This is a genomic window from Pseudomonas sp. HR1, from assembly GCF_030175875.1.
Classification (GTDB): Bacteria; Pseudomonadota; Gammaproteobacteria; order Pseudomonadales; family Pseudomonadaceae; genus Chryseomonas; species Chryseomonas oryzihabitans.
In genome coordinates this window covers 365,857-387,364 of the sequence record NZ_JASNRF010000005.1, presented here as the reverse complement: position 1 = coordinate 387,364, position 21,508 = coordinate 365,857, and the positions used below count along the sequence as shown (strand labels likewise).

The following is a 21,508-nucleotide window of genomic DNA, read 5'->3' as shown; positions in this document are numbered from 1 at the left end:
CCGGTACAGATGGCGGCGCTTCGCTCAAGCCGGCGGCAGGCGCTCGTCGAGCAACCGGTGCAGGGCGCTGTCGGTCGGCCAGTTGCGCAGCAAGCGGGCACGGTCGCGGGCATAGGCACTAGCATAGGCGCTGTCGCTGCCGTGGGCCTGCAGGGCGTCGAGGTCGATCACCAGCCAGCGGCCGTCGTGCCAGATCAGGTTGGTGCCCTTGAAGTCGCCATGACCGAGGCGCTCGCGGCGCAGGGCCTCGACCAGCGCCAGCAGGGCGTCCAGCTCGGCCGCGGGCGGGGCGGAATCCACATAGGGGGCGAAACGCTCCAGCAGATTGGGCCCGTCGACGAAGGGCGTCACCAGGTAGGCGCGACCGCGCAGGCCGAGGAAGCGCCGCTCGCGCACGGCCAGGGGCTCGGGGGTGGGAATGCCGAGGAACAGCAGGCGATGGCCTTCGCGCCAGCTGTGCCAGGCCCGGCTCGGTCGCCAGAAGCGCGTCAGCCAGTGGCCGAAGCCCTTGATGTTGTATCTCTTGAGCACCAGGTCCTGGCCCTGCCATTGCAGCCGGGCCACGGTGGCGGCGCCGCCGTCCTTGAAGGTCGGCAGGCCGGCCAGGGCGGCATCGGGATCGGCCAGCAGGCCTTCCAGACGACTCAGCCAGGTACGGCGCACGGCGATCAGGCCGAAGGCGCTGCGGGTGACGGCGAACAGGGTGCACTCCCGACCGCTCTTCTTCAGGTAGTCGGCCAGGCGCCAGCGGCGGATCTCGGCGGTGCGCGCCAGCAGGGCGTCGAGGCGCAGGGCGTGCTCGGCATTGACCAGCAGGTAGTGGATCAGCAGTTCTTCCAGCTGGGCATCCAGGGCGGCCGGCAACTGGGCGAAGAACACCGCCAGATTCTCCTGCACCCGCGCCTGGGACAGCGGCTGGCCGACGCTCTCGGCCTGGATGTCCGCCGCATCTATGACCAGGGCGGCGCCGTCCTTGACCAGCAGGTTGTCCAGGTGCAGATCGGCTTGCCAGAGGCCCTGGGCATGCAGCCGCGCCAGGGTGGCGAGGGCGGCGCCAAGCAATTCGTTCTGCGCCGGCGACAGGGGTGGCTCGGCGGCCACCTGCTGCCAGAGCTGCTCGACGCTGGGCGCCGCCTCGATGAAGTCGAACAGCAGCCAGGCGCCCTGCCCGCCTGCCTCGCCGCTGTCCAGCAGCGCGGGAGTCGGCGTCGCGGCGGCCGCGAGCAGGCGACAGCCCTCGCGCTCGCGGGCGAATTGCCGGCTCGCGCGCTCGCCGACCAGCAGCTTGGCCAGCACCCGCCGGCCCTGCCAGCGGGCTTCGCCGACATAGCGCTGACCGGGCAGCACCCTGAGCAGCGACAGCACTTCCAGTTCGCCACCGGGCAGTTCGATGCGCAGCGGCAGGGCTGGCGCGCGGCCGGCCCTGGCCAATTGCTCCAGGGTCATGCCTTGCGCTCCTTGTGGCGGCGACGCCCCGCCAGACGCTGGCTCCAGTCCCGCACGGCGGCGCTGTCCAGCGGCTGGTCCAGATAGCTCGCCAGCAGGCGGGCGATGTCCGGTTCACTCCATTGCGGCGCGCGGCGCAGCAGGGGTTCGAGATCGCGCAGGCGATCGCGCCGGCCGAACAGCAGCGGCCGGGTCTTTTCCAGATCGATCAGCCGCGCGATCAGGCCTTCGCCCTGGCGCTGCAGGAACAGATGCTTGGGATAGAAGCAGCCGTGCACCTGGCCGGCGCCGTGCAGCTGCCGGGCCAGTTCACCGACGGCGACCAGCACCGCCTGGCGCTCGTCCGGCGACAGGTGCGGCCAGACCCGCAGCCAGCTGTCCAGATCGCGCCAGTCATCCAGCGCCCGGGTCAGCAGGATGGCGCGCCAGCCCTGGTCGTCGCGGCGCTCGCCGTAGTACGCCAGCTCCAGCGCCGGGATGCCGAGCTCGGCGTAGTGGCGGATGTTGCGACTCTCGCGGGCAAAGGTCGGCTCGCCCAGCGGGCGGGCCAGGGTCCGGGTCAGGTAGTCGCGCTGGCGCTTGAGGTAGTAGCCATGACCGGCGACGTCCAGGCGAAATACCTGGCTGAAGCCGCCGCGCCCCTGGTTGGGTTCATCCACCGCGGGCAGCTCCAGCGCCCACAGCGCCGCGAAGCTGTCCAGACCCTGGCCGGCCAGCACGGCCCGATCCTCGGCCGCCCATACCTCGTTCATTCCCGCCCCTTGAAATAGTCCAGCACCTCGCGGATGCGCCCCTTGTCGTTGTCGCTGAGGCGCGCGCGACCGCGGTACTGCAGATAGAACCTGAGGCGCTGGGTGCGCGACAGCTGGTACTTGGCCACCTTGTCCAGGCAGGCCAGGTCCTTGACGATGCGCCAGCGCAGCCAGTGGCCGACCCAGAAGGCGCCGGCCGGGCAATCGATGAAATAGAGCACGCCCTGGCCATCCACCAGCAGGTTGCGCCACTTGAGATCGTTATGGACGAAATGGTGGTCGTGCAGGGTGCGGGTGGCCGCGGCCAGCTGGCGGCTGACGTTGTCGACCCAGACCCGGTCGCGCAGGCGTGGATCCTCGCGCCGGGCCAGTTCGGCGAGATCCAGGGTGTCGGGAATCTCGCGGGTGATCATGGCGCCGCGGGTGAACCCCCGCGGCGAACGCTCCATCCCCCAGGCCACCACCGGCGCGGTGGCGATGCCCCACTTGGCGAAGCGCTTGAGATTCTGCCACTCGGCCTTGACCCGCGGCCGCCCGACATAGCGCCGCAGTCCCTTGCCAGCGCCGTGGTAGCGCTTGACGTAGTACCGGATGCCGTCGCGCTCGATGCGCACCACTTCCGACAGCGGATCGCTGGTCAGGCGTTCGCCGGTCAGGGCGAACACCGCGTCCAGGGTCGCGAATTCGGGCAGGTGGGCGACGCTGGAATCGATGCGCCAGTCAGCCATCAGAGCCGGTCCCCGTAGCGTTCCTTGCGCTCCAGCAAGGCGGCGGCCTTGCGTTCCAGCCGCGCCAGCAGCGGGGCCTCGTCGCGCAGGATCTCGCGCAGCGGGCGCTGGAAGTAGCCGCGCAGGAAGCGCAGGAAGTCGCGCCGCGTCAGGCCGATGCCCAGGGCGGAGAAATACAGTCCGGCCAGGTCCTTGTCGCGCCAGCGCCGGGGCACCTGGGCGCGGCACTGGGCGCGGTGCAGGTCGATCAGCCAGAGTCGCAGAGTGGCCACGGTGACCGGCTGGGCGGTGTCGAGCAGGAAATGGCAGATGTAGCAGTCGCGATGATTGACGCCGGCCCGGTGCATGGCGCCGGTCATGCGCGCCACCTCGGCGATCAGCGCCCGCTTGAGCGCCGGCTCGGGCGGCTGGCGGACCCAGTCGAGACTGAAGTCTTCGAGACTGACAGTGGGCGCCAGCTCCTCGGTGATGATGAAGGAGTGCTGGGTCGCCGGATTGACGCCGCGCTCGCCAAAGGCCACGGCGGTCATGGTCGGCACGCCGACCTGGTGCAGCCGCTCGATGGCCTGCCATTCCTGGCGCGCACCCAGCACCGGCTGCTTGGCCTGCAGCAGATTCTTGGCGATCTCGCCCCAGCCGATGCCGCGGTGGATCTTGACGAAGTAGCCGCGCCCGGCCACCTCGGTGCGCAGGGTGCGGCGGCCGTCCAGTTCGCGATAGACCTGGCCCTGCAGGGCCTCCACGGCGACGAAGGGATCCTGGCCGGCCCAGAGGCTGGCGAAGGGCTCACGCAATTCCAGGGTCATGCCACCCCCAGGATGACATCGGCGGCGCGCTCGGGCAGCGAATAGAGATCGGCGCTGTCGGCGAAGGCCAGGCCGTTGCGACCCTGCACCGCGCGGCGCTCGGGATCGGCCAGCAATTCGGCCAGCATCCGGTCCAGGGTCTCCTGGGCGAAGGGCGACGGCACCACCTCGCCGGCGCGGGCCTCGTCGATGTAGTGGGCATAGCCGCAGACGTCGGTGACCAGCACCGGCAGTCCGGCGACCAGCGCCTCCAGGAGCACGGTGCCGGTGTTCTCGTTATAGGCCGGGTGGATCAGCAGATCGGCGCCGAGCAGGAAGCGCGGGATGTCGCTACGCCCCTTGAGGATCTGGACGCGATCGCTCACGCCCAGGGCCTTGGCCTGCAGCAGGAAGGGCTTGGGATCGTCCTGGCCGATGGCGAACAGCCGGGTGCGCTTGCGCAATTCCCTGGGCAGCGATGCCAGGGCGCGCAGACTGCGATCCAGGCCCTTGGTCTTGAAGCCGGAACCGATCTGCACCAGCAGCAGCTCGCCCTCCTCCAGCCCGAATTCGCGGCGGAAGTCGGCGCGGATCTCGGCGGCATTGGTCGGCGCGCGGCGGTCGGCGGCGATGCCCGGCGGCAAGAGATGGAAGCGCGGCGCCGGCGTGCCGTAGTGCTTGACGAACAGCGGCTGCTGCACCTCGGAGATCATCAGGATCTCGGTGGAGGACTCGGGCGCGAACACCGCCCGCTCGTATTCGGCGAAGTGGCGATAGCGACCCCACTGGCGATAGAGCGGGTTGCGCAGGGTCTGGGCCTTGTCCTCGAAACAGGGATCGGCGGCGTAATAGACGTCCAGCCCCGGCATCTTGTTGAAGCCGATCACCCGGTCGACCGGATCGCGGGCGAGGTCGGCCTGCAGCCAGGCGTGGAATTTCTCGTTGCGTCGGTGATTGAACAGGGCGCTGACCCGGGCCACCCGCACATCGAAGCCCTCCGGTACCGGGCCTTCCCAGATCAGGGTGTAGACGCGAATGGCATGGCCGCGGCGCTGGCACTCCTGGGCGATGCGCAGGAAGTCCCGCTGCAGGCCGCCAAAGGGAAAGTACTTGTAGAGCACGAAAGCCAGGGTCATGCGGGGAGGTCTTCCAACAGCAGGGTTTCCAGTTCCAGTTCGACCCGCTCCGGGGTCAGGGCGGCCAGACTCGCGGCCGGCTGATCGCGCGGCTCGTCGGTGCCATCCAGGCCCACGGCGCTCAGGTGCACCTGGGAGCGGCCATAGGCGCCGACCTTCTTCGGACTGGTCGGGCCATAGAGCGAAACGGTGGGCACGTCCAGGGCGGCCGCCAGGTGGCCAAGACCGGTATCCACCGCCACGCAGGCTCGGGCGCCGGCCAGCACCTTGGCCACCCCGGCGAGATTCAGGCGCGGCAGCACCTGGACGCCATCCAGGCCGTCGGCGATGCGTTCGGCCCGGGCGTGCTCCGCCTCGTTGCCCCACAGCAGCCGCACCGGCCAGTCCAGCCGGCTCATGCGTTCGGCCAGTTCGCGCCAGTGGGCCTCGGGCCAGTGCTTGCTGACCCAGGTGGTGCCATGCAGGAACACCACATAGGGCGTCTCGTTGGGCCCGGCCAGGCGTTGCCGATCCAGGCCGTAGTCACCCACGCCGGCCGGCAGCGGATAGTCCAGCGCCTGGGCGAACAGCTGGCGGATCCGCTCCAGGGCATGCTGCCCCTTGGCCACGTGATAGCGTTCGTCATAGAAGCGGCTGGCCAGGGGCTCGCGCGCGGAAGTGCGGTCGAGACCGGCTACCGGCGCCTCGGCATAGCGGGTCAGCCAGGCGCTCTTGAGCAGGCCCTGGGCATCGATCACCCGGTCATAGCGCTGCTCGCGCACCCGGCTCTTGAATTCGCCCCATTCGCCACTGGCCCAGGCGGAAAAGGGCTGCTTGCGCCAGCGCCGCAGGGCCACCGGGATCACCTGGCTCACCGCCGGGTGCCAGGCGGGGATCTCGGCGAAGCCCTCCTCCACCACCCAGTCGAAGCAGATGCCGGGGATGGCCCGGGCCGCATCGGTCAGCGCCGGCAGGGTATGGATGACATCGCCGAGCGACGAGGTCTTGACCAGCAGCACGCGCATCTAACCCACCTCGACCGGATCGGCGACCAGACGGCCGAGAGCGTCCTGCACCAGACTCGGCTGCAAGAGGCGCAGGCAGTCGTAGTGACCGAAGCGACAGGTGCGGTCGAAGCAGGGACTGCACTCCAGCCCCAGGCGCACCACCTCGACCTGACTGGCCAGCGGCGGCGTGAAGCCCGGCGAGGTGGAGCCATAGACGGCCACCAGCGGGCGATCCAGGGCGGCGGCCACGTGCATCAGCCCGGAATCGTTGCTGACCACGGCGCTCGCACAGGAGAGCAGGTCGATGGCCTCGGCCAGGGAGGTGCGCCCGGCGAGGTTGCAGACATCTTCTTCGAAGCCGGGAGTGACCCATTCGCGGATCTCTTCACCGCCCGGGGCATCCTTCTGCGAGCCGAACAGCCAGACCTGCCAGCCCTGGCGCAGCCGGGCATCGGCCACGGCGGCATAGTGCTCGGCCGGCCAGCGCTTGGCCTCGCCGAACTCGGCGCCCGGACAGAGCGCCAGCACCGGCCGGTCCAGACTCAGGCCGAAGCGTTCCAGGGCGGCGTCGCGGCTGGCCGGGTCGATGGCCAGGCGCGGTTCGGGATAGGGTTTGGGCAACTCGGCACCGGGCGCATGGGCCAGCGCCATGAAGCGCTCGATCATCAGCGGATAGCGGGCCTTGTCCAGGGTGCGGATGTCGTTGAGCAGGCCGAATCTCATCTCGCCGCGCCAACCGGTGCGCTTCGGGATGCCGGCGAAATAGGGTACCAGCGCCGACTTCAGCGAGTTGGGCAGGAGGATCGCCTGGTCATAGCGACCGCGCAGCTGCTGGCCGATGCGCCGGCGGGTGGCCAACTCGAAGGCGCCATGGCCGAGGGGAAAGCTCAGGGCTTCGCGCACCTCGGGCATGCGCTCGAGCAGCGGGCAACTCCACTCGGGGGCGAGTACGTCGATCTGACAGTCGGGGTGCTGGCGCTTGAGGCAGACGAAGAGGGTCTGCGCCATCACCATGTCGCCGACCCAACTGGGTCCGATGATCAGAATATTCATGCTGGAAGGCGATCGGCACCTAGCGGGTGGCCGACTCCCACTCCCTCAGGCCCGGCCTGATCGAAAGCTCGCGCACGGACATCGACATCTTGCCTCTCCTTACTGATGACGGCCTAAAAGGTGGCCGGATTGCCGGACGGCGTGTCCAGCCCCAGGCCGTGCCAGATACGGCGTACTTCGTCGCGCTCGGCGAGAAAGCCGTCGGCCGGCACCTTGCCCGGCTGCTTCTGCAGCACCAGGCGGTGCAGCGCGGCGCGGTAGGCCTTGTAGGCTTCGCGCAGGGCAATGGCGTCCGTGGCCGGTACCAGACCAGCCGCTTCGAGGGATTCCAGGATGCGGATGTTGTCGGGAAAACGCAGCAATTCGGGATGCTGCCACGACCAGGCCAGAACGGCATATTGGACCATAAATTCGATATCGACGATACCGCCGGCATCCTGCTTGAGGTCGAACAGCTGCTCCGGCCGGCGTGCGTTCGGCCCCAGTCCGCCGGCGGTCAGCGCGGTGCCGAGGTTGTCGAGCATCTTGTCGCGCATGCCGGCCACGTCGGCCTGCAGGGTCGCCAGCTCCCGTTGCCGACCGAGGATGCGCGCCCGCACCGCGTCGAAGCGCTCGCCAAGCCGCGGACAACCCGCCGCCACCCGCGCCCGCACCAGGGCCTGGTGTTCCCAGGTCCAGGCCTCGCTCTGCTGGTAGCGCTCGAAGGCCTCCAGCGAACTCACCAGCAGCCCCGCCGCGCCGGACGGCCGCAGGCGCATGTCCACCTCGTAGAGGGTGCCCACCGGGGTGGTGGTGGTGAGCAGATGGATGATCCGCTGACCGAGGCGATTGAAGAACTGGGCGCCATCCATGGGCTTGGCGCCATCGGTCTCGGCCAGGGGATCGGCGTCGTGGATGAACACCAGGTCGAGATCCGAGCCGTGGCCGAGTTCGATGCCCCCGACCTTGCCATAGCCGACGATGACGAAATCCGGCTGGCAGGGCGAGCCATCGCGCCGCTGCGGCGTGCCATGACGCTGCACCAGCTGACGCCAGGCCAGGCCGAACACCTCTTCGAGGATCACCTCGGCCAGCCAGGTGAGATAGTCGCTGACCTTCATCAGCGGCAGGCTGCCGGCGATCTCCGCCGCCGCCACCCGCAGGCTGTGGGCGCGCTTGAAGTGGCGCAGCACGTCCATCTGCTGCTCCAGGTCCTCTTCGGGCAGGCGCATCAGGCGCTCGCGCAACTCGGCGGCCAGTTCCGGCTTCTGCGGCGGATGATAGAGCCGCCCCTCGTTGAGCAATTCGTCGAGCAGCGCCGGATAGCGGGCGATCTGCTCGGCCACCCAGGCACTGGCGCCGCAGAGTTCCAGCAGCCGCGCCAGGGCCGGCGGATTCTCGCTGAGCAGGACCAGGTAGGCCGAGCGGCGCGCCACCGCCTCCACCAGCGGCAGCACCCGCTCCAACGCCCGATCGGGTTGCTCGTCGGCGCTGACCGCATCCAGCAGCCGCGGCATGAAGGCATCCAGGCGTTCGCGACCGGCGCGCTGCATGGCGCGCACCTGACCACTGGCGCGCAGGCTGGCCAGCAATTCCAGCGCCTGCTCCGGCGCCTGGAAGCCCGCCTCGCGCAGTCGCGCCAGGGACTCCTCGGGGTCGAGCAGGTCGTCCCACAGCGGCAGCCAGCTGTCTTCCAGTTCGGCGCTCTGGGTCTCCTCCTCGGGATCGGCGATGGTCTGCTGGAAGTGCCAGTCGATGCGGCTGCGCCAGGCGTCGAGCGCGGCGCTGAATTCATCCCAGTCGGCATGGCCCATGAGAAAGGCCACCCGCGCCCGGCCCTGGGGATCCACCGGCAGGGTCTGGGTCTGCTGGTCGGCGATGGCCTGCAGCCCGTGCTCCACATAGCGCAGGAAGCAATAGCCCTCGCGCAACTCGGCTTCGGCCGCGGCCGGCAGATAGTCGCGCTCGCGCAGACTGGTCAGCACCCTGAGCAGCGGTCGCTGCTGCAGCGCCGGATCGCGTCCGCCGTGGATCAGCTGATAGGCCTGCGCGATGAATTCCACTTCGCGGATGCCACCCGCGCCCAGCTTGACGTTGTCGGTCATGCCGCGCCGGCGCACCTCCTGGCGGATCAGCTGCTTCATGCTGCGCAGGGCTTCGATGGCGGAGAAATCCAGATAGCGCCGATAGACGAAGGGCCGCAGCAGGGTCAGCAGTTCGGCGCCGCTGGCCTGGTCGCCACCGACCACCCGCGCCTTGATCATGGCGTAGCGTTCCCAGTCGCGCCCCTGGTCCTGATAATAGAGCTCCATGGCGGCAAAGCTCAGCACCAGGGCACCGGCGCTGCCATAGGGCCGCAGGCGCATGTCGACGCGAAAGACGAAGCCGTCCACGGTGACGGCGTCCAGCGCCTTGATCAGGCGCTGCCCGAGGCGGGTGAAGAATTCCTGGTTGTCCTGTTCACGTCGCGCGCCGCGGGTCTCCCCGGCTTCGCCATAGGCGAAGATCAGGTCGATATCGGACGACAGGTTCAACTCGCCCGCGCCCAGCTTGCCCATGCCCAGCACCACCAGCTGCTGCGGCTGGCCGCTGTGGCGTCCGGTCGGCACGCCGAACTGGCTGCACTGCTGGGCGTACAGCCAGGCGCAGGCCTGGTCGATGCAGGCATCGGCCAGGTCGCTGAGGTCGCGACAGGTCTCCACCAGATCGGCGCGGCGGGTCAGGTCGCGCCAGACGATGCGCACCTGCTGCAGCATGCGGAAGCGCCGCAGCCGCCGTCCCAGTTCGGCTTCGTCCGGGCAGTCGGCCAGGGCGTCGCGCAGGCGCTGCGCCATGGCCCCCGGCGCCAGCGACAGCGCAAGGTCGCCGCTGTCGACCAGCGCCAGGCAAGGCTCGGGCAACCGGCAGAATTGCTCGACGACGAAGTCACTGAGGGCAGCCACCCGTCGCCAGTCGGCGCGTTGCGCCGCGGACCAGTTCGCCTGGCGGGCCGCCGCCGCGGGCAGCGTGGCAAGGGCATCGGCCAGACGCCGGTCGGCGAGCTCGGCACATGCGACGAGAGTCGGAGGCAGATCGGGACGAAGGAGGGGTATCATGGGCAGTCCTGCGCAGGGACGGTCGAATCCCGCCACCCTGCCGCGAACCCCCTGCCAGGGACATTCCGACGGACCACCTGGTCCGAGCGGGAACCGTTTTCACGTCCGCGGTTCGGAGTTCGCGAGCCCTTGAGCAGCGCGTTCGACAAACGTCGAATTGTTTTTTATCGCATTACAGCTCGGAGCTGAAACGGATTTGAATTTGTAGTAAAACTACACGCCGATCGGAACCGTCCGGTCATAAATCCAAGAATTTTCGCTGCCCCCAAGAGGCCGGCGGCGACCCTGAGGCGACCGATTTTGGAAGCCTTTCCGCCCTGGAGCAAGCCATGCAAGATCTCGATCCCGTCGAAACCCAGGAATGGCTGGACGCCCTGGAGTCCGTCCTCGACCACGAAGGCGAGGAGCGCGTTCATTATCTGATGACCCGCATGGGCGAACTGGCTACCCGCAGTGGTACCCAGCTGCCCTACTCCATCAATACCCCCTATCGCAACACCATTCCAGTGACCAAGGAAGCCCATATGCCGGGCGACCTGTTCATGGAGCGACGCATCCGCTCGCTGGTTCGCTGGAACGCCCTGGCGATGGTCATGCGCGCCAACCTCAAGGATCCGGATCTGGGTGGCCACATCTCCACCTTCGCCTCCAGCGCCACCCTCTATGACATCGGCTTCAACTATTTCTGGAAGGCGCCCAACGAAGAGCACGGCGGCGACCTGATCTACTATCAGGGCCACGCCTCCCCCGGCGTCTACGCCCGTGCCTTCCTGGAAGGCCGCCTCTCCGAAGACCAGATGAACAACTTCCGCCAGGAAGTGGACGGCAAGGGGCTGTCGAGCTACCCGCACCCTCACCTGATGCCCGACTTCTGGCAGTTCCCGACCGTGTCCATGGGTCTGGGTCCGATCACCGCCATCTACCAGGCCCGCTTCATGAAGTACCTGGAGAACCGCGGCTACATCCCCGCCGGCAAGCAGAAGGTCTGGTGCTTCATCGGCGACGGCGAGTGCGACGAGCCGGAAACCCTGGGCGCCATCTCCCTGGCCGGCCGCGAGAACCTCGACAACCTGATCTTCGTCATCAACTGCAACCTGCAGCGCCTCGACGGCCCGGTCCGCGGCAACGGCAAGATCGTCCAGGAACTGGAAGGCATCTTCCGCGGCGCCGACTGGAACGTCACCAAGGTCCTCTGGGGTCGCATGTGGGATCCGCTGTTCGCCCGCGACACCGAAGGCCGCATGCAGCAGCGCATGGACGCCGTGGTCGATGGTGAATACCAGAACTACAAGGCGAAAGACGGTGCCTATGTGCGCAAGCACTTCTTCGGCGCCAACCCCGAGCTGCTGAAGATGGTCGAGGACCTGTCCGACGACGAGATCTGGAAGCTCAACCGTGGCGGTCACGACCCCTACAAGGTCTATGCGGCCTACCACCAGGCGGTCAACCACAAGGGCCAGCCCACCGTCATCCTGGCCAAGACCATCAAGGGCTACGGCACCGGTGCGGGCGAAGCCAAGAACACCGCGCACAACACCAAGAAGGTCGATGTGGAGTCGCTGAAGAAATTCCGCGATCGCTTCGACATCCCGCTGAACGACTCCCAGCTCAGCGAGCTGCCCTTCTATCGTCCGGCCGACGACAGCGCCGAGATGAAGTACCTGATGAGTCGTCGCGAATCCCTGGGCGGTCACCTGCCCCAGCGTCGCGCCCGCAGCATCAGCATCCCCACGCCGCCCCTGGACACCCTGAAGGCGGTACTGGACGGCTCCGGCGATCGCGAGATCTCCACCACCATGGCCTTCGGCCGCATCCTGTCGCAACTGGTCAAGGACAAGGACCTGGGCAAGCGCATCGTGCCCATCCTCGCCGACGAGGCCCGTACCTTCGGCATGGAAGGCATGTTCCGCCAGCTGGGCATCTACTCGCCCCACGGCCAGCTCTATGAGCCGGTCGACCGCGACCAGGTGATGTACTACCGCGAGGAGAAGGACGGCCAGATCCTCCAGGAAGGCCTCAACGAGGCCGGCGCCATGTCCTCCTTCATCGCTGCCGGTACCGCCTACAGCAACTACAACCAGCCCATGCTGCCGGTCTACATCTTCTATTCGATGTTCGGCTTCCAGCGCATCGGCGACCTGGCCTGGGCGGCGGGCGATGCCCAGACCCGCGGCTTCCTGCTGGGCGGCACCTCCGGTCGTACCACCCTGAACGGTGAAGGCCTGCAGCACGAGGACGGTCACAGCCACATCCTGGCCGGCACCATCCCCAACTGCCGCAGCTACGATCCCACCTATGCCTACGAGCTGGCGGTGATCATGCGCGAAGGCATCCATCAGATGATGGAACTGCAGCAGAGCGTCTTCTACTACATCACCGTGATGAACGAGAACTACCAGCAGCCGGCCATGCCCGCAGGTGTCGAGGACGGCATCATCAAGGGCATGTACCTGCTGGAAGAAGAAAAGGGCGACTTCAAGCACCGCGTCCAGCTCTTGGGCTCGGGCACCATCCTCAACGAGGTCCGCGCTGCCGCCGGCCTGCTGCGCGAGATGGGCGTCGGCGCCGATATCTGGAGCGTCACCAGCTTCAACGAACTGCGCCGTGAAGGCCTGGCCGTGGATCGCTGGAACCGCCTGCACCCGCTGGAAGAGCGCCGCCTGACCTATGTCGAGCAGTGCCTGGGCGAGCGCCAGGGTCCGGTCATCGCCTCCACCGACTACATGAAGCTGTTCGCCGACCAGATCCGCCAGTGGGTCCCCACCGAATTCCAGGTGCTGGGTACCGACGGCTTCGGTCGCAGCGACAGCCGCAAGAAGCTGCGTGATCACTTCGAGGTCGACCGCCGCTGGGTCGCCGTCGCCGCTCTGCAGGCGCTGGCCAACCAAGGCAAGCTGGAACGCAAGGTCGTGGCCGATGCCATCACCAAGTTCGGCATCGACACCGAGAAGCGCAATCCCCTGGATTGCTGATGCGGCACACGGATAAGAGGAAACAACTGTGAGCGAGACCATCCGCGTACCCGACATCGGCAGTGGCGACGGCGAAGTCATCGAGCTGCTGGTAAAGGTCGGCGATACCGTCGAGGCCGAACAGAGCCTGGTGGTGCTGGAGTCCGACAAGGCCAGCATGGAGATCCCGGCCCCCAAGGCCGGCAAGATCGCCGCCCTGCACATCAAGGTCGGCGACACCCTCAAGACCGGTGATCTGCTGATCGACCTGGAAGGCGAGGACGCCGCCACCGGCAGCGAACCCGCCGCCGAACCCAAGGCCGAGTCCAAGCAGACCCAGGTCGAGGAAAGCGAAACCCCGACGCCGGCCGGCGACGAAGACGCTTCGGCGTCCGCCGGCGAAGGCGAAGCCCAGGAGATCCATGTCCCCGACATCGGCTCCAGCGGCAAGGCCAGCATCATCGAGGTGGCGGTCAAGCCCGGCGACACCATCGCCGCCGAGCAGACGCTGATCACCCTGGAGTCCGACAAGGCCAGCATGGAAATTCCCTCCCCCGCCGCCGGCGTGGTGGAGAGCGTTTCCGTCAAGGTCGGCGACGAAGTGGGCACCGGCGATCTGATCCTGGTGCTCAAGGGCGCCGCCAATGCCAAGCCGAGCAAGAGCGTCGAGTCCAAGGCCGGCGACAAGCCGGCCAAGGAAGCCGCCGAGCCCGAGCTGCACGAGGAAGCCGCCGCCGAGCCGGCCGGTGAATCGGTCGAGGAGATCAAGGTCCCCGACATCGGCTCCACCGGCAGCGCCAACGTCATCGAGGTGCTGGTCAAGGCCGGTGACCAGGTCAAGGCCGAGCAGTCGCTGATCGTGCTGGAGTCCGACAAGGCCAGCATGGAAATCCCGGCGCCCAAGGCGGGCGTGGTGGAAAGCGTCGCCATCAAGGTCAACGACCAGGCCAAGACCGGCGATCTGATCCTGACCCTGAAGGTGGCCGGTGCCGCGCCCAAGCAGGCGGCCAAGCCGGCTGCCGGCAACACCGCCAGCGCGCCGGCTGCCGAGAAGAAGGCCGAGGCTCCGGCCAAGGCCGCCGCTCCTGCCAGCGCCCCTGCCGCCGGCAAGGGCAAGAAGGTCCATGCCGGCCCGGCCGTGCGTATGGTCGCCCGCGAGTTCGGCGTCGATCTGGGCGAGGTCACCCCGACCGGTCCCAAGGGTCGCATCCTCAAGGAAGACGTCCAGGCCTACGTCAAGGATCAGCTGCAGAAGAGCAAGGCGGCTCCGGCCGCGGCTGCCGGCGCCACCGGTGGTGCCGGCATCCCGCCGATCCCCACCGTGGACTTCAGCAAGTTCGGCGAGATCGAAGAGGTGCCGATGACGCGCCTCATGCAGGTCGGTGCCAACAACCTGCATCGCAGCTGGCTGAACGTGCCCCACGTGACCCAGTTCGACCAGTCCGACGTGACCGATCTGGAGGCCTTCCGAGTCGGCCAGAAAGCCGTGGCGGAAAAGGCCGGCGTCAAGCTGACCATCCTGCCGTTCCTGCTCAAGGCCTGCGCCCATGTGCTTAAGGAACTGCCGGACTTCAACGCCTCCCTGGCCCCCAGCGGCAAGGCGGTGATCCGCAAGAAGTACGTGCACATCGGCTTCGCCGTGGACACCCCGGACGGCCTGCTGGTCCCGGTCATCCGCAACGTCGACCAGAAGAGCCTGCTGCAACTCGCCGCCGAAGCCGCCCAGCTGGCGGAAAAGGCGCGGACCAAGAAGCTCAGCGGCGACGACATGCAGGGCGCCTGCTTCACCATCTCCAGCCTGGGTCACATCGGCGGCACCGGCTTCACGCCGATCGTCAATGCCCCGGAAGTGGCGATCCTCGGCGTGTCCAAGGCCAGCATGCAGCCGGTATGGGACGGCAAGGCCTTCCAGCCGCGCCTGATGCTGCCGCTGTCGCTGTCCTACGATCACCGCGTGATCAACGGGGCGGCCGCCGCGCGCTTCACCAAGCGCCTGGGCGATCTGCTGGCGGAAATCCGCGGCCTGCTGCTGTAAACCGCCACAGGACGGTAACGGAAGGCCGTTACCGTCCCCTGGTGTAGTTCAGAAACCCCGCTCACGCGGGGTTTTTGCTGTCAGATCAACCGAAAGATCCAGGAAAAAGGTAGGATGAGCGCCCCGAGCGCCGCCCCTTGCATGCGCCGGGCCCTATCGGGCAACCTGACAGCCATACCAGCGTGCTGGCGAGGCGGAAAGGAAAAAGGATTAATGATTTGTCTGTCCTTTCCGATAAACCTAGGACATCTTTCCGTCTTCACAAGGACGCGGACCCTCGCATGAGTATTCACTCCGATGCTGCCGATGCCGCGGTAGCCGATCAGGCGGGCGCGCTCAGCGCTCCTGCCCGATTGGGCTTGCTGCGTTTCGAGCGTCTGAATGAAGCCTCCTGGGCGATGCTCTATCTCGATTCCCGCTGCGAAGCCAGCCTCGGCCTGCCCGCCCAGGCGCTGTGCTCGCTCATCGATGCCCCCTATGCCAGCCTGATGGAGCCCAGCGTCCGTCATCGGCTGCACGAAGACATCCAGCTGCAACTGGCCGAACACGGCAGCTATCAGGTGCGCTACCTGTTCCACTCCCCCACGGCGCCCTGCCAGGTCGTCGAGGTCGGCGAGAGCCTGCAGCGCCATGGTCGCCCGCTGCTGCGCGGCTATCTGCTGCGGGTGATGAACGACGACGCCCTGGCCGGCGAATGGGAAGCCCATAATGTGGCCCTGCGCTCGACCCTGGCCCTCCTGCAGGACAGCCAGGATCACAGCCAGCAACGCCTGGCGATGGCCCAGGCGCGGCAGACCCTGTTGCTCGAATTGTCCCGCCTAGCCCTGCGCCAGGCGCCGGTGGACGACGACCTGGTGCAGCTGCTGCGCGCCCAGGGCCCGGCCGCCTTTGCCGTGGACGAACTCAGCCTGTGGCGCTACGAGGGCAATGGCCTCGTCACCCTGTGCAAGGAAGAACGCCTGCCGACCCTGTGCAGCGACCACCGGCGCCGGTTGCGCGAGCAGGGCGTGATCGAAGACGCCAGCCAGGTGCTGCACCCGTCCCACAGCGGAGGCGGAACGGCGCTGGACGTGGCACTGCTGCACGACGGTCAACTGACCGGTTTGCTCTGCCTGCGACGGGACCGAGCGGCCACCTGGGAAGCCGAGGACGTCACCTTCGCTCGCAGCCTGGCGGAATGCCTGGCCGCCCTGCTCCAGCAACCGCAGCGCCCGTCCAAGCTCGCCCACCCCCTGACCCGGGTGATGGAAGCCAGCAACGATGCCTTCCTGCTGCTGGATGCCAGCGGTTGCCTGGAGCACGCCACCGACAGCTTCGCGCGGATCACCGGCTATCCCATCGGCAAGCTCCAGGGGCTGCACATCGAATCCCTGCCCGCCCTGGAAAACTGGGGCGAGCTGCTCTACGAAGCCTGGCAACGCCTGGCGCACCAGGACAGCTGGCAGGGCGAACTGCGCTGCTATCGCCGGGACGGCGAGAGCTACTGGGGCCAGCTGTCGCTCTCCAAGATCAAGCAGCCCAATGGCGACCTGCAGGGCTATCTAGGCATCTTCCAGGACACCAGCAAGACCCGCTTCGCCCAGCAGCACAACGACGAATTGGTGTTTCGCGACAGCCTCACCGGGCTGGCCAATCGCAGCCACTTCATCGCCCGCCTGGAAGCCCGCCTGGAGCAGTCCAATCCGAGCCGCGAACACTCGCTGCTGCTGGTGGACGTCGACAACTTCAAGAGGGTCAACGACAGCCTGGGGCATCGTATCGGCGACCAGCTGCTGGTGGGTCTGGCCCGGCGCCTGCGCAGCGCCCTGGGCACGGGCGCGCTGATCGCCCGCATCGCCAGCAACGAATTCGCCGTGCTGCTCGAAGGCATGGACGCGGTCGCCGCCGACAGCCTGGCCCGCGACACCCTGGTGGCCCTGGATCCGCCGCTCTATGTGGAAGGCCACCCGACTCTGATCAGCTGCTCGATCGGCCTGACCACCGCGCGACCGCACGAGACCGATCCGCAGACCCTGATCAAGCACGCCGGCCTCGCCCTGCACCGAGCCAAGGCCACTGGCGGCCATCAGGTCCAGGTGTTCACCGAGGCGCTGATCGCCGAGGCCAGCAACAAGCTGTTCGTGCAGAACAACCTGCGCCGGGCCCTGGAGCAGAACGAACTGCTGGTGCACTACCAGCCCAAGGTCTGCCTGAAACGCGCCAAGTTGCTGGGACTGGAGGCCCTGATCCGCTGGCAGCACCCGGAAAAGGGCATGATCCGCCCGGATCAGTTCATCAGCATCGCCGAGGAAACCGGGCTCATCGTGCCCATCGGCAAATGGATCATCCGCGAGGTCTGCCGCCAGCTGCACCGCCTCGACGCCGCCGGCTTCGACGATCTGCAGATCGCCATCAACCTGTCGCCCAAGCAGTTCACCGATCCCGACCTGGTGCAGTCCTTCGTCACCATCCTCGACGAGGAGGGCATCGCGCCCAAGCGGCTGGAGCTGGAACTGACCGAAAGCCTCCTGCTGGATGCCACCGACGCTACCCGCAACACCCTCGAAGCCCTCAAGCACCTGGGCATGAGCCTGGCGATGGACGACTTCGGCACCGGCTATTCGTCGCTCAGCTACTTGAAAAAATTCCCCATCGACGTCATCAAGATCGACAGGAGTTTCATCAAGGACATCCCGGACAACCAGGACGACATGGAAATCACCTCCGCGGTGATCGCCATGGCCCACAACCTGCGGCTGCAGGTGGTTGCCGAGGGCATCGAGACGACCGAACAGCTGGCTTTCCTGCGCCACCATCGCTGCGATATCGGCCAGGGCTATCTGTTCGACAAGCCCATCCCGGCCGACCAGCTTGACGCCTCCCTGGCGCGTTACCTGCCGACGCGCTGACCCGCCGCGCGGACTGACCCCGCTGCCGCGATTTTGCGTACACTGAGCCTTTCGCCTGGCCCTTTCCCACGAGGTATCCCATGGTCCTGCGTTCCGAAATCCTGACCAAGAAGACCCATCTGCCCGCCGCCGAGCAGGCACTGCCCGGCCGCGAGACGGCCATGGCCGTACCCGCGGCCCACTATGTCAACGGCAATCCGTTGCAAGGCCCCTTCCCCGCCGGGCTGCAGAGTCTGGTGGTGGGCATGGGCTGCTTCTGGGGCGTCGAGCGGCGCTTCTGGCAACAACCCGGTGTCTGGACCACCGCGGCCGGCTATGCCGGCGGCCATACCCCCAACCCCACCTACGAAGAGGTCTGCTCCGGCCTGACCGGTCATACCGAGGTGGTGCTGGTGGTGTTCGATCCGGCCCAGACCTCGCTGGAGGCGCTGCTGAAGATCTTCTGGGAAGCCCACGATCCGACCCAGGGCATGCGCCAAGGCAACGACGTCGGCACCCAGTATCGCTCGGCCCTGTATTACGCCGACGACAGCCAGCGGGAAGCCTTCGAAGCCAGCCAGGCCGCCTTCCAGGCGCAGTTGGCCGAGGCCGGCTATGGCGAGATCACCACCGAGATCGCCCCGCTGCCGCCCTTCTACTACGCCGAGGCCTATCACCAGCAATACCTGGCGAAGAATCCCAACGGCTACTGCGGCCTGGCCGGTACCGGTGTCTGCCTGCCGCCCAGCCTCGCGGTCTGATCCCGAGCCGCTGCGGCGGCTTTCTTTGTTGGGCTGCGGCGGTAGCGCCGCCTCAACCCAACCTGCGCCAGGCTCTTCCCGTAGGTTGGGTTGAGCCCAGCGAAGCCCAACGGTCCCGGCCTCGCTATTCCGCGATCAGCCAGTCCAGTCGCCAGCTGCCTTCACCCTGGGCCAGGTGCTCGGCCAGCCAGGGCAGCAACTCGCGCAATTCTTCTTCCAGCCCCCACGGCGGATTGACGATGGCCAGTCCCGAGCCATTGAGCCGGGTGGGATCGTCCGCCGCGCGGATCAGCAATTCGACGTTGAGCAACTTGGGCGCGCCGCTGGCCTGCAGCCCGGCATGGAAGCGCCTCAACTGGCGGCGATCCTTGATCGGATACCAGAGCGCTACCACCGTCTGGCGCATGCGGCCGACGGCCTCCGCGACCGCCTTGACGCAGCGCTCCAGCTCGTCGGTCTTCTCGAAGGGCGGATCGATCAGCAGCAGGGCCCGGCGCTCCAGCACCGGCAGCAGCGCCCTGGGCAGCAGCCAGCCATCCTTCTGGTGCACCGCCACCCGGCGATCTCCAGCCATGTTTTCCTTGAGCAGACGACCGTCCTCGGGGTGGAGCTCATTGAGCAGCAGTCGATCCTGAGGGCGCAGCGCCTGGCGCATCAATTCGGGCGAACCCGGGTAGTAGCGCAGCGCGCCATCGGGATTGAGCGCCGCCACCGCTTCGCGATAGCCGACAAAGGCCGCCGGCGCGGATTCCAGGGCCCACAGACGTCCGATGCCTTCGCGCCATTCGTCGGTACGGCTGGCCTGGTCGCCGGCCAGGTCATAGCGACCCACGCCGGAATGGCTGTCCAGATAGACGAAGGGCGTCTCCTTGCGCGCCAGCAGCGCGGCCAGGCGCAACAGGGTGGCGTGCTTGAAGACATCGGCGTGATTGCCGGCGTGGAAGGCGTGTCGGTAATTCATGGGATACTCCAGCGTCAGCCCTACAGTGTACCGCCTTCCTCGGGCACCCGCGGCGTCGCGCTTTGACACCCCGGCCACCCAGCGGGTTAAATCCCCTGGTTCTTCAATTCTTTACCCCAGGAGTCACGCTTGGACGCTGTCACCATCAACAGCTTGTTCTTGATCGGTGCGGTGCTGATCGGCCTGTCGATTCTGGTCAGCTCGATTTCCTCGCGGGTCGGCATCCCGATCCTGGTGATCTTCCTGGTGGTCGGCATGTTCGCCGGCATCGACGGCCCCGGTCACATCGCCTTCGACAACTATCCGATGGCCTACCTGGTGGGCAACCTGGCGCTGGCGGTGATCCTGCTGGACGGCGGCATGCGCACCCGGGTGTCGAGTTTCCGCGTGGCGCTCTGGCCGGCGCTGTCGCTGGCCACCGTGGGGGTGATGATCACCACCGGCCTGACCGGGGTCGCCGCCGCCTGGCTGTTCGACCTCAGCCTGCTGCAGGGCCTGCTGATCGGCGCCATCGTCGGCTCCACCGATGCCGCGGCGGTGTTTTCCCTGCTCGGCGGCCGCGGTCTCAACGAACGGGTCACCGCGACCCTGGAAATCGAATCCGGCAGCAACGACCCCATGGCGGTGTTTCTCACCGTCACCCTCATCGAGATGCTCGCCAGCGGCCAGAGCGGTTTCAGCTGGAGTCTGCTGGGCCATTTCGTCAGCGAATTCGCCATCGGCGGGGTGATCGGCCTCGGCGGGGGCTGGCTGCTGCTGCAACTGATCAACCGCATCCACCTCGCCGACGGCCTCTATCCGCTGCTGGCCATCAGCGGTGGCCTGCTGATCTTCGCCCTGACCAACGCCGCCCATGGCAGCGGCATTCTCGCCGTCTACCTGGCCGGTCTGCTGATGGGCAATCTGCCGATCCGCAGCCGCCACGGCATGCTGCACATGCTCGATGGCATGGCCTGGCTGGCGCAGATCGGCATGTTCCTGGTGCTGGGCCTGCTGGTGGAGCCGCACAACCTGCTGCCCATCGCCCTGCCCGCCCTGGGCCTGGCCCTGTGGATGATCCTGGTCGCCCGCCCGCTGTCGGTGGCCATCGGCCTGCTGCCCTTCCGCGCCTTCCATGACCGGGAAAAGGCCTTTATCGCCTGGGTCGGGCTGCGCGGCGCAGTCCCTATCATCCTGGCGGTGTTCCCGATGATGGCCGGGCTGCCCCAGGCCCAGCTGTTCTTCAACGTGGCCTTCTTCATCGTGCTGGTGTCGCTGCTGGTGCAGGGCTCCAGTCTGCCGCTGGCGGCCAAGCTGCTCAAGGTGACGGTGCCGCCGGAACCGGCGCCCTTCTCCCGCGCCGGGTTGCAGGTTCACCCGACCAGCGAATGGGAGCTGTTCATCTATCGTCTGGGCGCCGAGAAGTGGTGCATCGGCGCCGCCCTGCGCGAGCTGAAGATGCCCGAGGGCACCCGTATCGCCGCGCTGTTCCGCGGCGAGACCCTGCTCCACCCCTCCGGCAGTACCACCCTGGAAGCCGGCGACATCCTCTGCGTGGTCGGCCACGAACACGACCTGCCGGCCCTGGGTCGGCTGTTCAGCCAGGCGCCGCAGCAGACCCAGAGATTCTTCGGCGACTTCGTCCTCGAAGCCGACGCCGAACTCAGCGCCGTGGCTGCGCTCTACGGCCTGCAACTGGGCGAGGTGGACGGCAACCAGCGCCTCGGCAGCTTCATCACCCACGAGATCGGTGGGGAACCCATCGTTGGCGACCTGGTGGAATGGAACGGCCTGGTGTGGATCGTCGCGGCCATCGAGAACAAGCGCGTGCGCAAGGTCGGTGTGAAGTTTCCCGAAGGGCGCAACAGCGGGCCCGCGCTCTTTCTTTAACGGTGTAGAAGCTGTTCACGATCTCGCGAGCTAGCGACAAACCAGGCGAAAAGGCCTGAGGAAGCGGAGTTTACTCAAGGTAAATGAGCATTCCGAAGGCCTTT

14 protein-coding genes are annotated in these 21,508 nt (G+C 67.3%); 5 read left to right on the top strand and 9 right to left on the bottom strand.

Annotated features, from left to right (window positions below):
• Positions 1-24: 24 nt before the first annotated feature.
• The 8 genes from QKY98_RS19550 to glnE form a co-directional block, all read right to left on the bottom strand.
• On the bottom strand, positions 25-1,446 hold the full coding sequence (locus QKY98_RS19550) for a lipopolysaccharide kinase InaA family protein (RefSeq protein WP_278388945.1): 1,422 nt from the start codon (positions 1,444-1,446) through the stop codon (positions 25-27).
• Positions 1,443-2,198: a lipopolysaccharide kinase InaA family protein gene (locus tag QKY98_RS19545; RefSeq protein ID WP_284671426.1), complete on the bottom strand. Its 756-nt coding sequence runs from the start codon at positions 2,196-2,198 to the stop codon at positions 1,443-1,445. The genes QKY98_RS19550 and QKY98_RS19545 overlap by 4 nt, the downstream gene beginning before the upstream one ends.
• The gene (locus QKY98_RS19540; protein WP_027598552.1) at positions 2,195-2,926 is read right to left on the bottom strand and encodes a lipopolysaccharide kinase InaA family protein; all 732 of its coding nucleotides are present in this window, start codon (positions 2,924-2,926) and stop codon (positions 2,195-2,197) included. The genes QKY98_RS19545 and QKY98_RS19540 overlap by 4 nt, the downstream gene beginning before the upstream one ends.
• On the bottom strand, positions 2,926-3,732 hold the full coding sequence (gene rfaP / locus QKY98_RS19535) for a lipopolysaccharide core heptose(I) kinase RfaP (protein ID WP_108582549.1): 807 nt from the start codon (positions 3,730-3,732) through the stop codon (positions 2,926-2,928). The genes QKY98_RS19540 and rfaP overlap by 1 nt, the downstream gene beginning before the upstream one ends.
• Positions 3,729-4,847, bottom strand: a complete 1,119-nt coding sequence (locus tag QKY98_RS19530; RefSeq protein WP_150340668.1) for a glycosyltransferase family 4 protein — start codon at positions 4,845-4,847, stop codon at positions 3,729-3,731. Before QKY98_RS19530 ends, rfaP begins: the two co-directional genes overlap by 4 nt.
• Positions 4,844-5,851 carry a lipopolysaccharide heptosyltransferase I gene (gene waaC / locus QKY98_RS19525; protein ID WP_074585025.1) on the bottom strand — a complete coding sequence of 336 codons (1,008 nt, stop codon included), beginning with the start codon at positions 5,849-5,851 and terminating at the stop codon, positions 4,844-4,846. The genes QKY98_RS19530 and waaC overlap by 4 nt, the downstream gene beginning before the upstream one ends.
• Complete coding sequence (gene waaF, locus QKY98_RS19520) at positions 5,852-6,886, bottom strand: lipopolysaccharide heptosyltransferase II (RefSeq protein ID WP_284671425.1); 1,035 nt, start codon at positions 6,884-6,886, stop codon at positions 5,852-5,854.
• 113 nt (positions 6,887-6,999) lie between these two features.
• Entirely contained in the window at positions 7,000-9,960 is a 2,961-nt protein-coding gene (gene glnE / locus QKY98_RS19515) for a bifunctional [glutamate--ammonia ligase]-adenylyl-L-tyrosine phosphorylase/[glutamate--ammonia-ligase] adenylyltransferase (protein ID WP_284671424.1), read from the bottom strand.
• 329 nt (positions 9,961-10,289) lie between these two features.
• On the opposite strand from glnE, the gene aceE reads away from it, so the two are divergent.
• The 4 genes from aceE (at position 10,290) to msrA (ending at position 18,574) form a co-directional block, all read left to right on the top strand.
• A complete protein-coding gene (gene aceE, locus QKY98_RS19510) occupies positions 10,290-12,932 on the top strand; it encodes a pyruvate dehydrogenase (acetyl-transferring), homodimeric type (RefSeq protein ID WP_007161948.1) in 2,643 nt (880 codons plus the stop codon).
• A gap of 28 nt (positions 12,933-12,960) precedes the next feature.
• Entirely contained in the window at positions 12,961-14,946 is a 1,986-nt protein-coding gene (gene aceF, locus QKY98_RS19505; RefSeq protein WP_027598546.1) for a dihydrolipoyllysine-residue acetyltransferase, read from the top strand.
• A 281-nt stretch (positions 14,947-15,227) separates the two neighbouring features.
• Positions 15,228-17,834, top strand: coding sequence for a putative bifunctional diguanylate cyclase/phosphodiesterase (locus tag QKY98_RS19500; protein ID WP_284671423.1), 2,607 nt, complete (start codon positions 15,228-15,230; stop codon positions 17,832-17,834).
• Between the two features lie 80 nt (positions 17,835-17,914).
• A complete protein-coding gene (gene msrA, locus QKY98_RS19495; protein WP_007161945.1) occupies positions 17,915-18,574 on the top strand; it encodes a peptide-methionine (S)-S-oxide reductase MsrA in 660 nt (219 codons plus the stop codon).
• A gap of 124 nt (positions 18,575-18,698) precedes the next feature.
• Here the strand turns inward: msrA and QKY98_RS19490 are convergent, their stop codons facing one another.
• Complete coding sequence (locus QKY98_RS19490; RefSeq protein WP_284671422.1) at positions 18,699-19,535, bottom strand: 23S rRNA (adenine(2030)-N(6))-methyltransferase RlmJ; 837 nt, start codon at positions 19,533-19,535, stop codon at positions 18,699-18,701.
• A 129-nt stretch (positions 19,536-19,664) separates the two neighbouring features.
• Between QKY98_RS19490 and QKY98_RS19485 the strand changes: the two genes are divergently transcribed.
• Positions 19,665-21,404, top strand: coding sequence for a potassium/proton antiporter (locus QKY98_RS19485; RefSeq protein ID WP_144956020.1), 1,740 nt, complete (start codon positions 19,665-19,667; stop codon positions 21,402-21,404).
• The last annotated feature ends 104 nt before the right edge of the window (positions 21,405-21,508 follow it).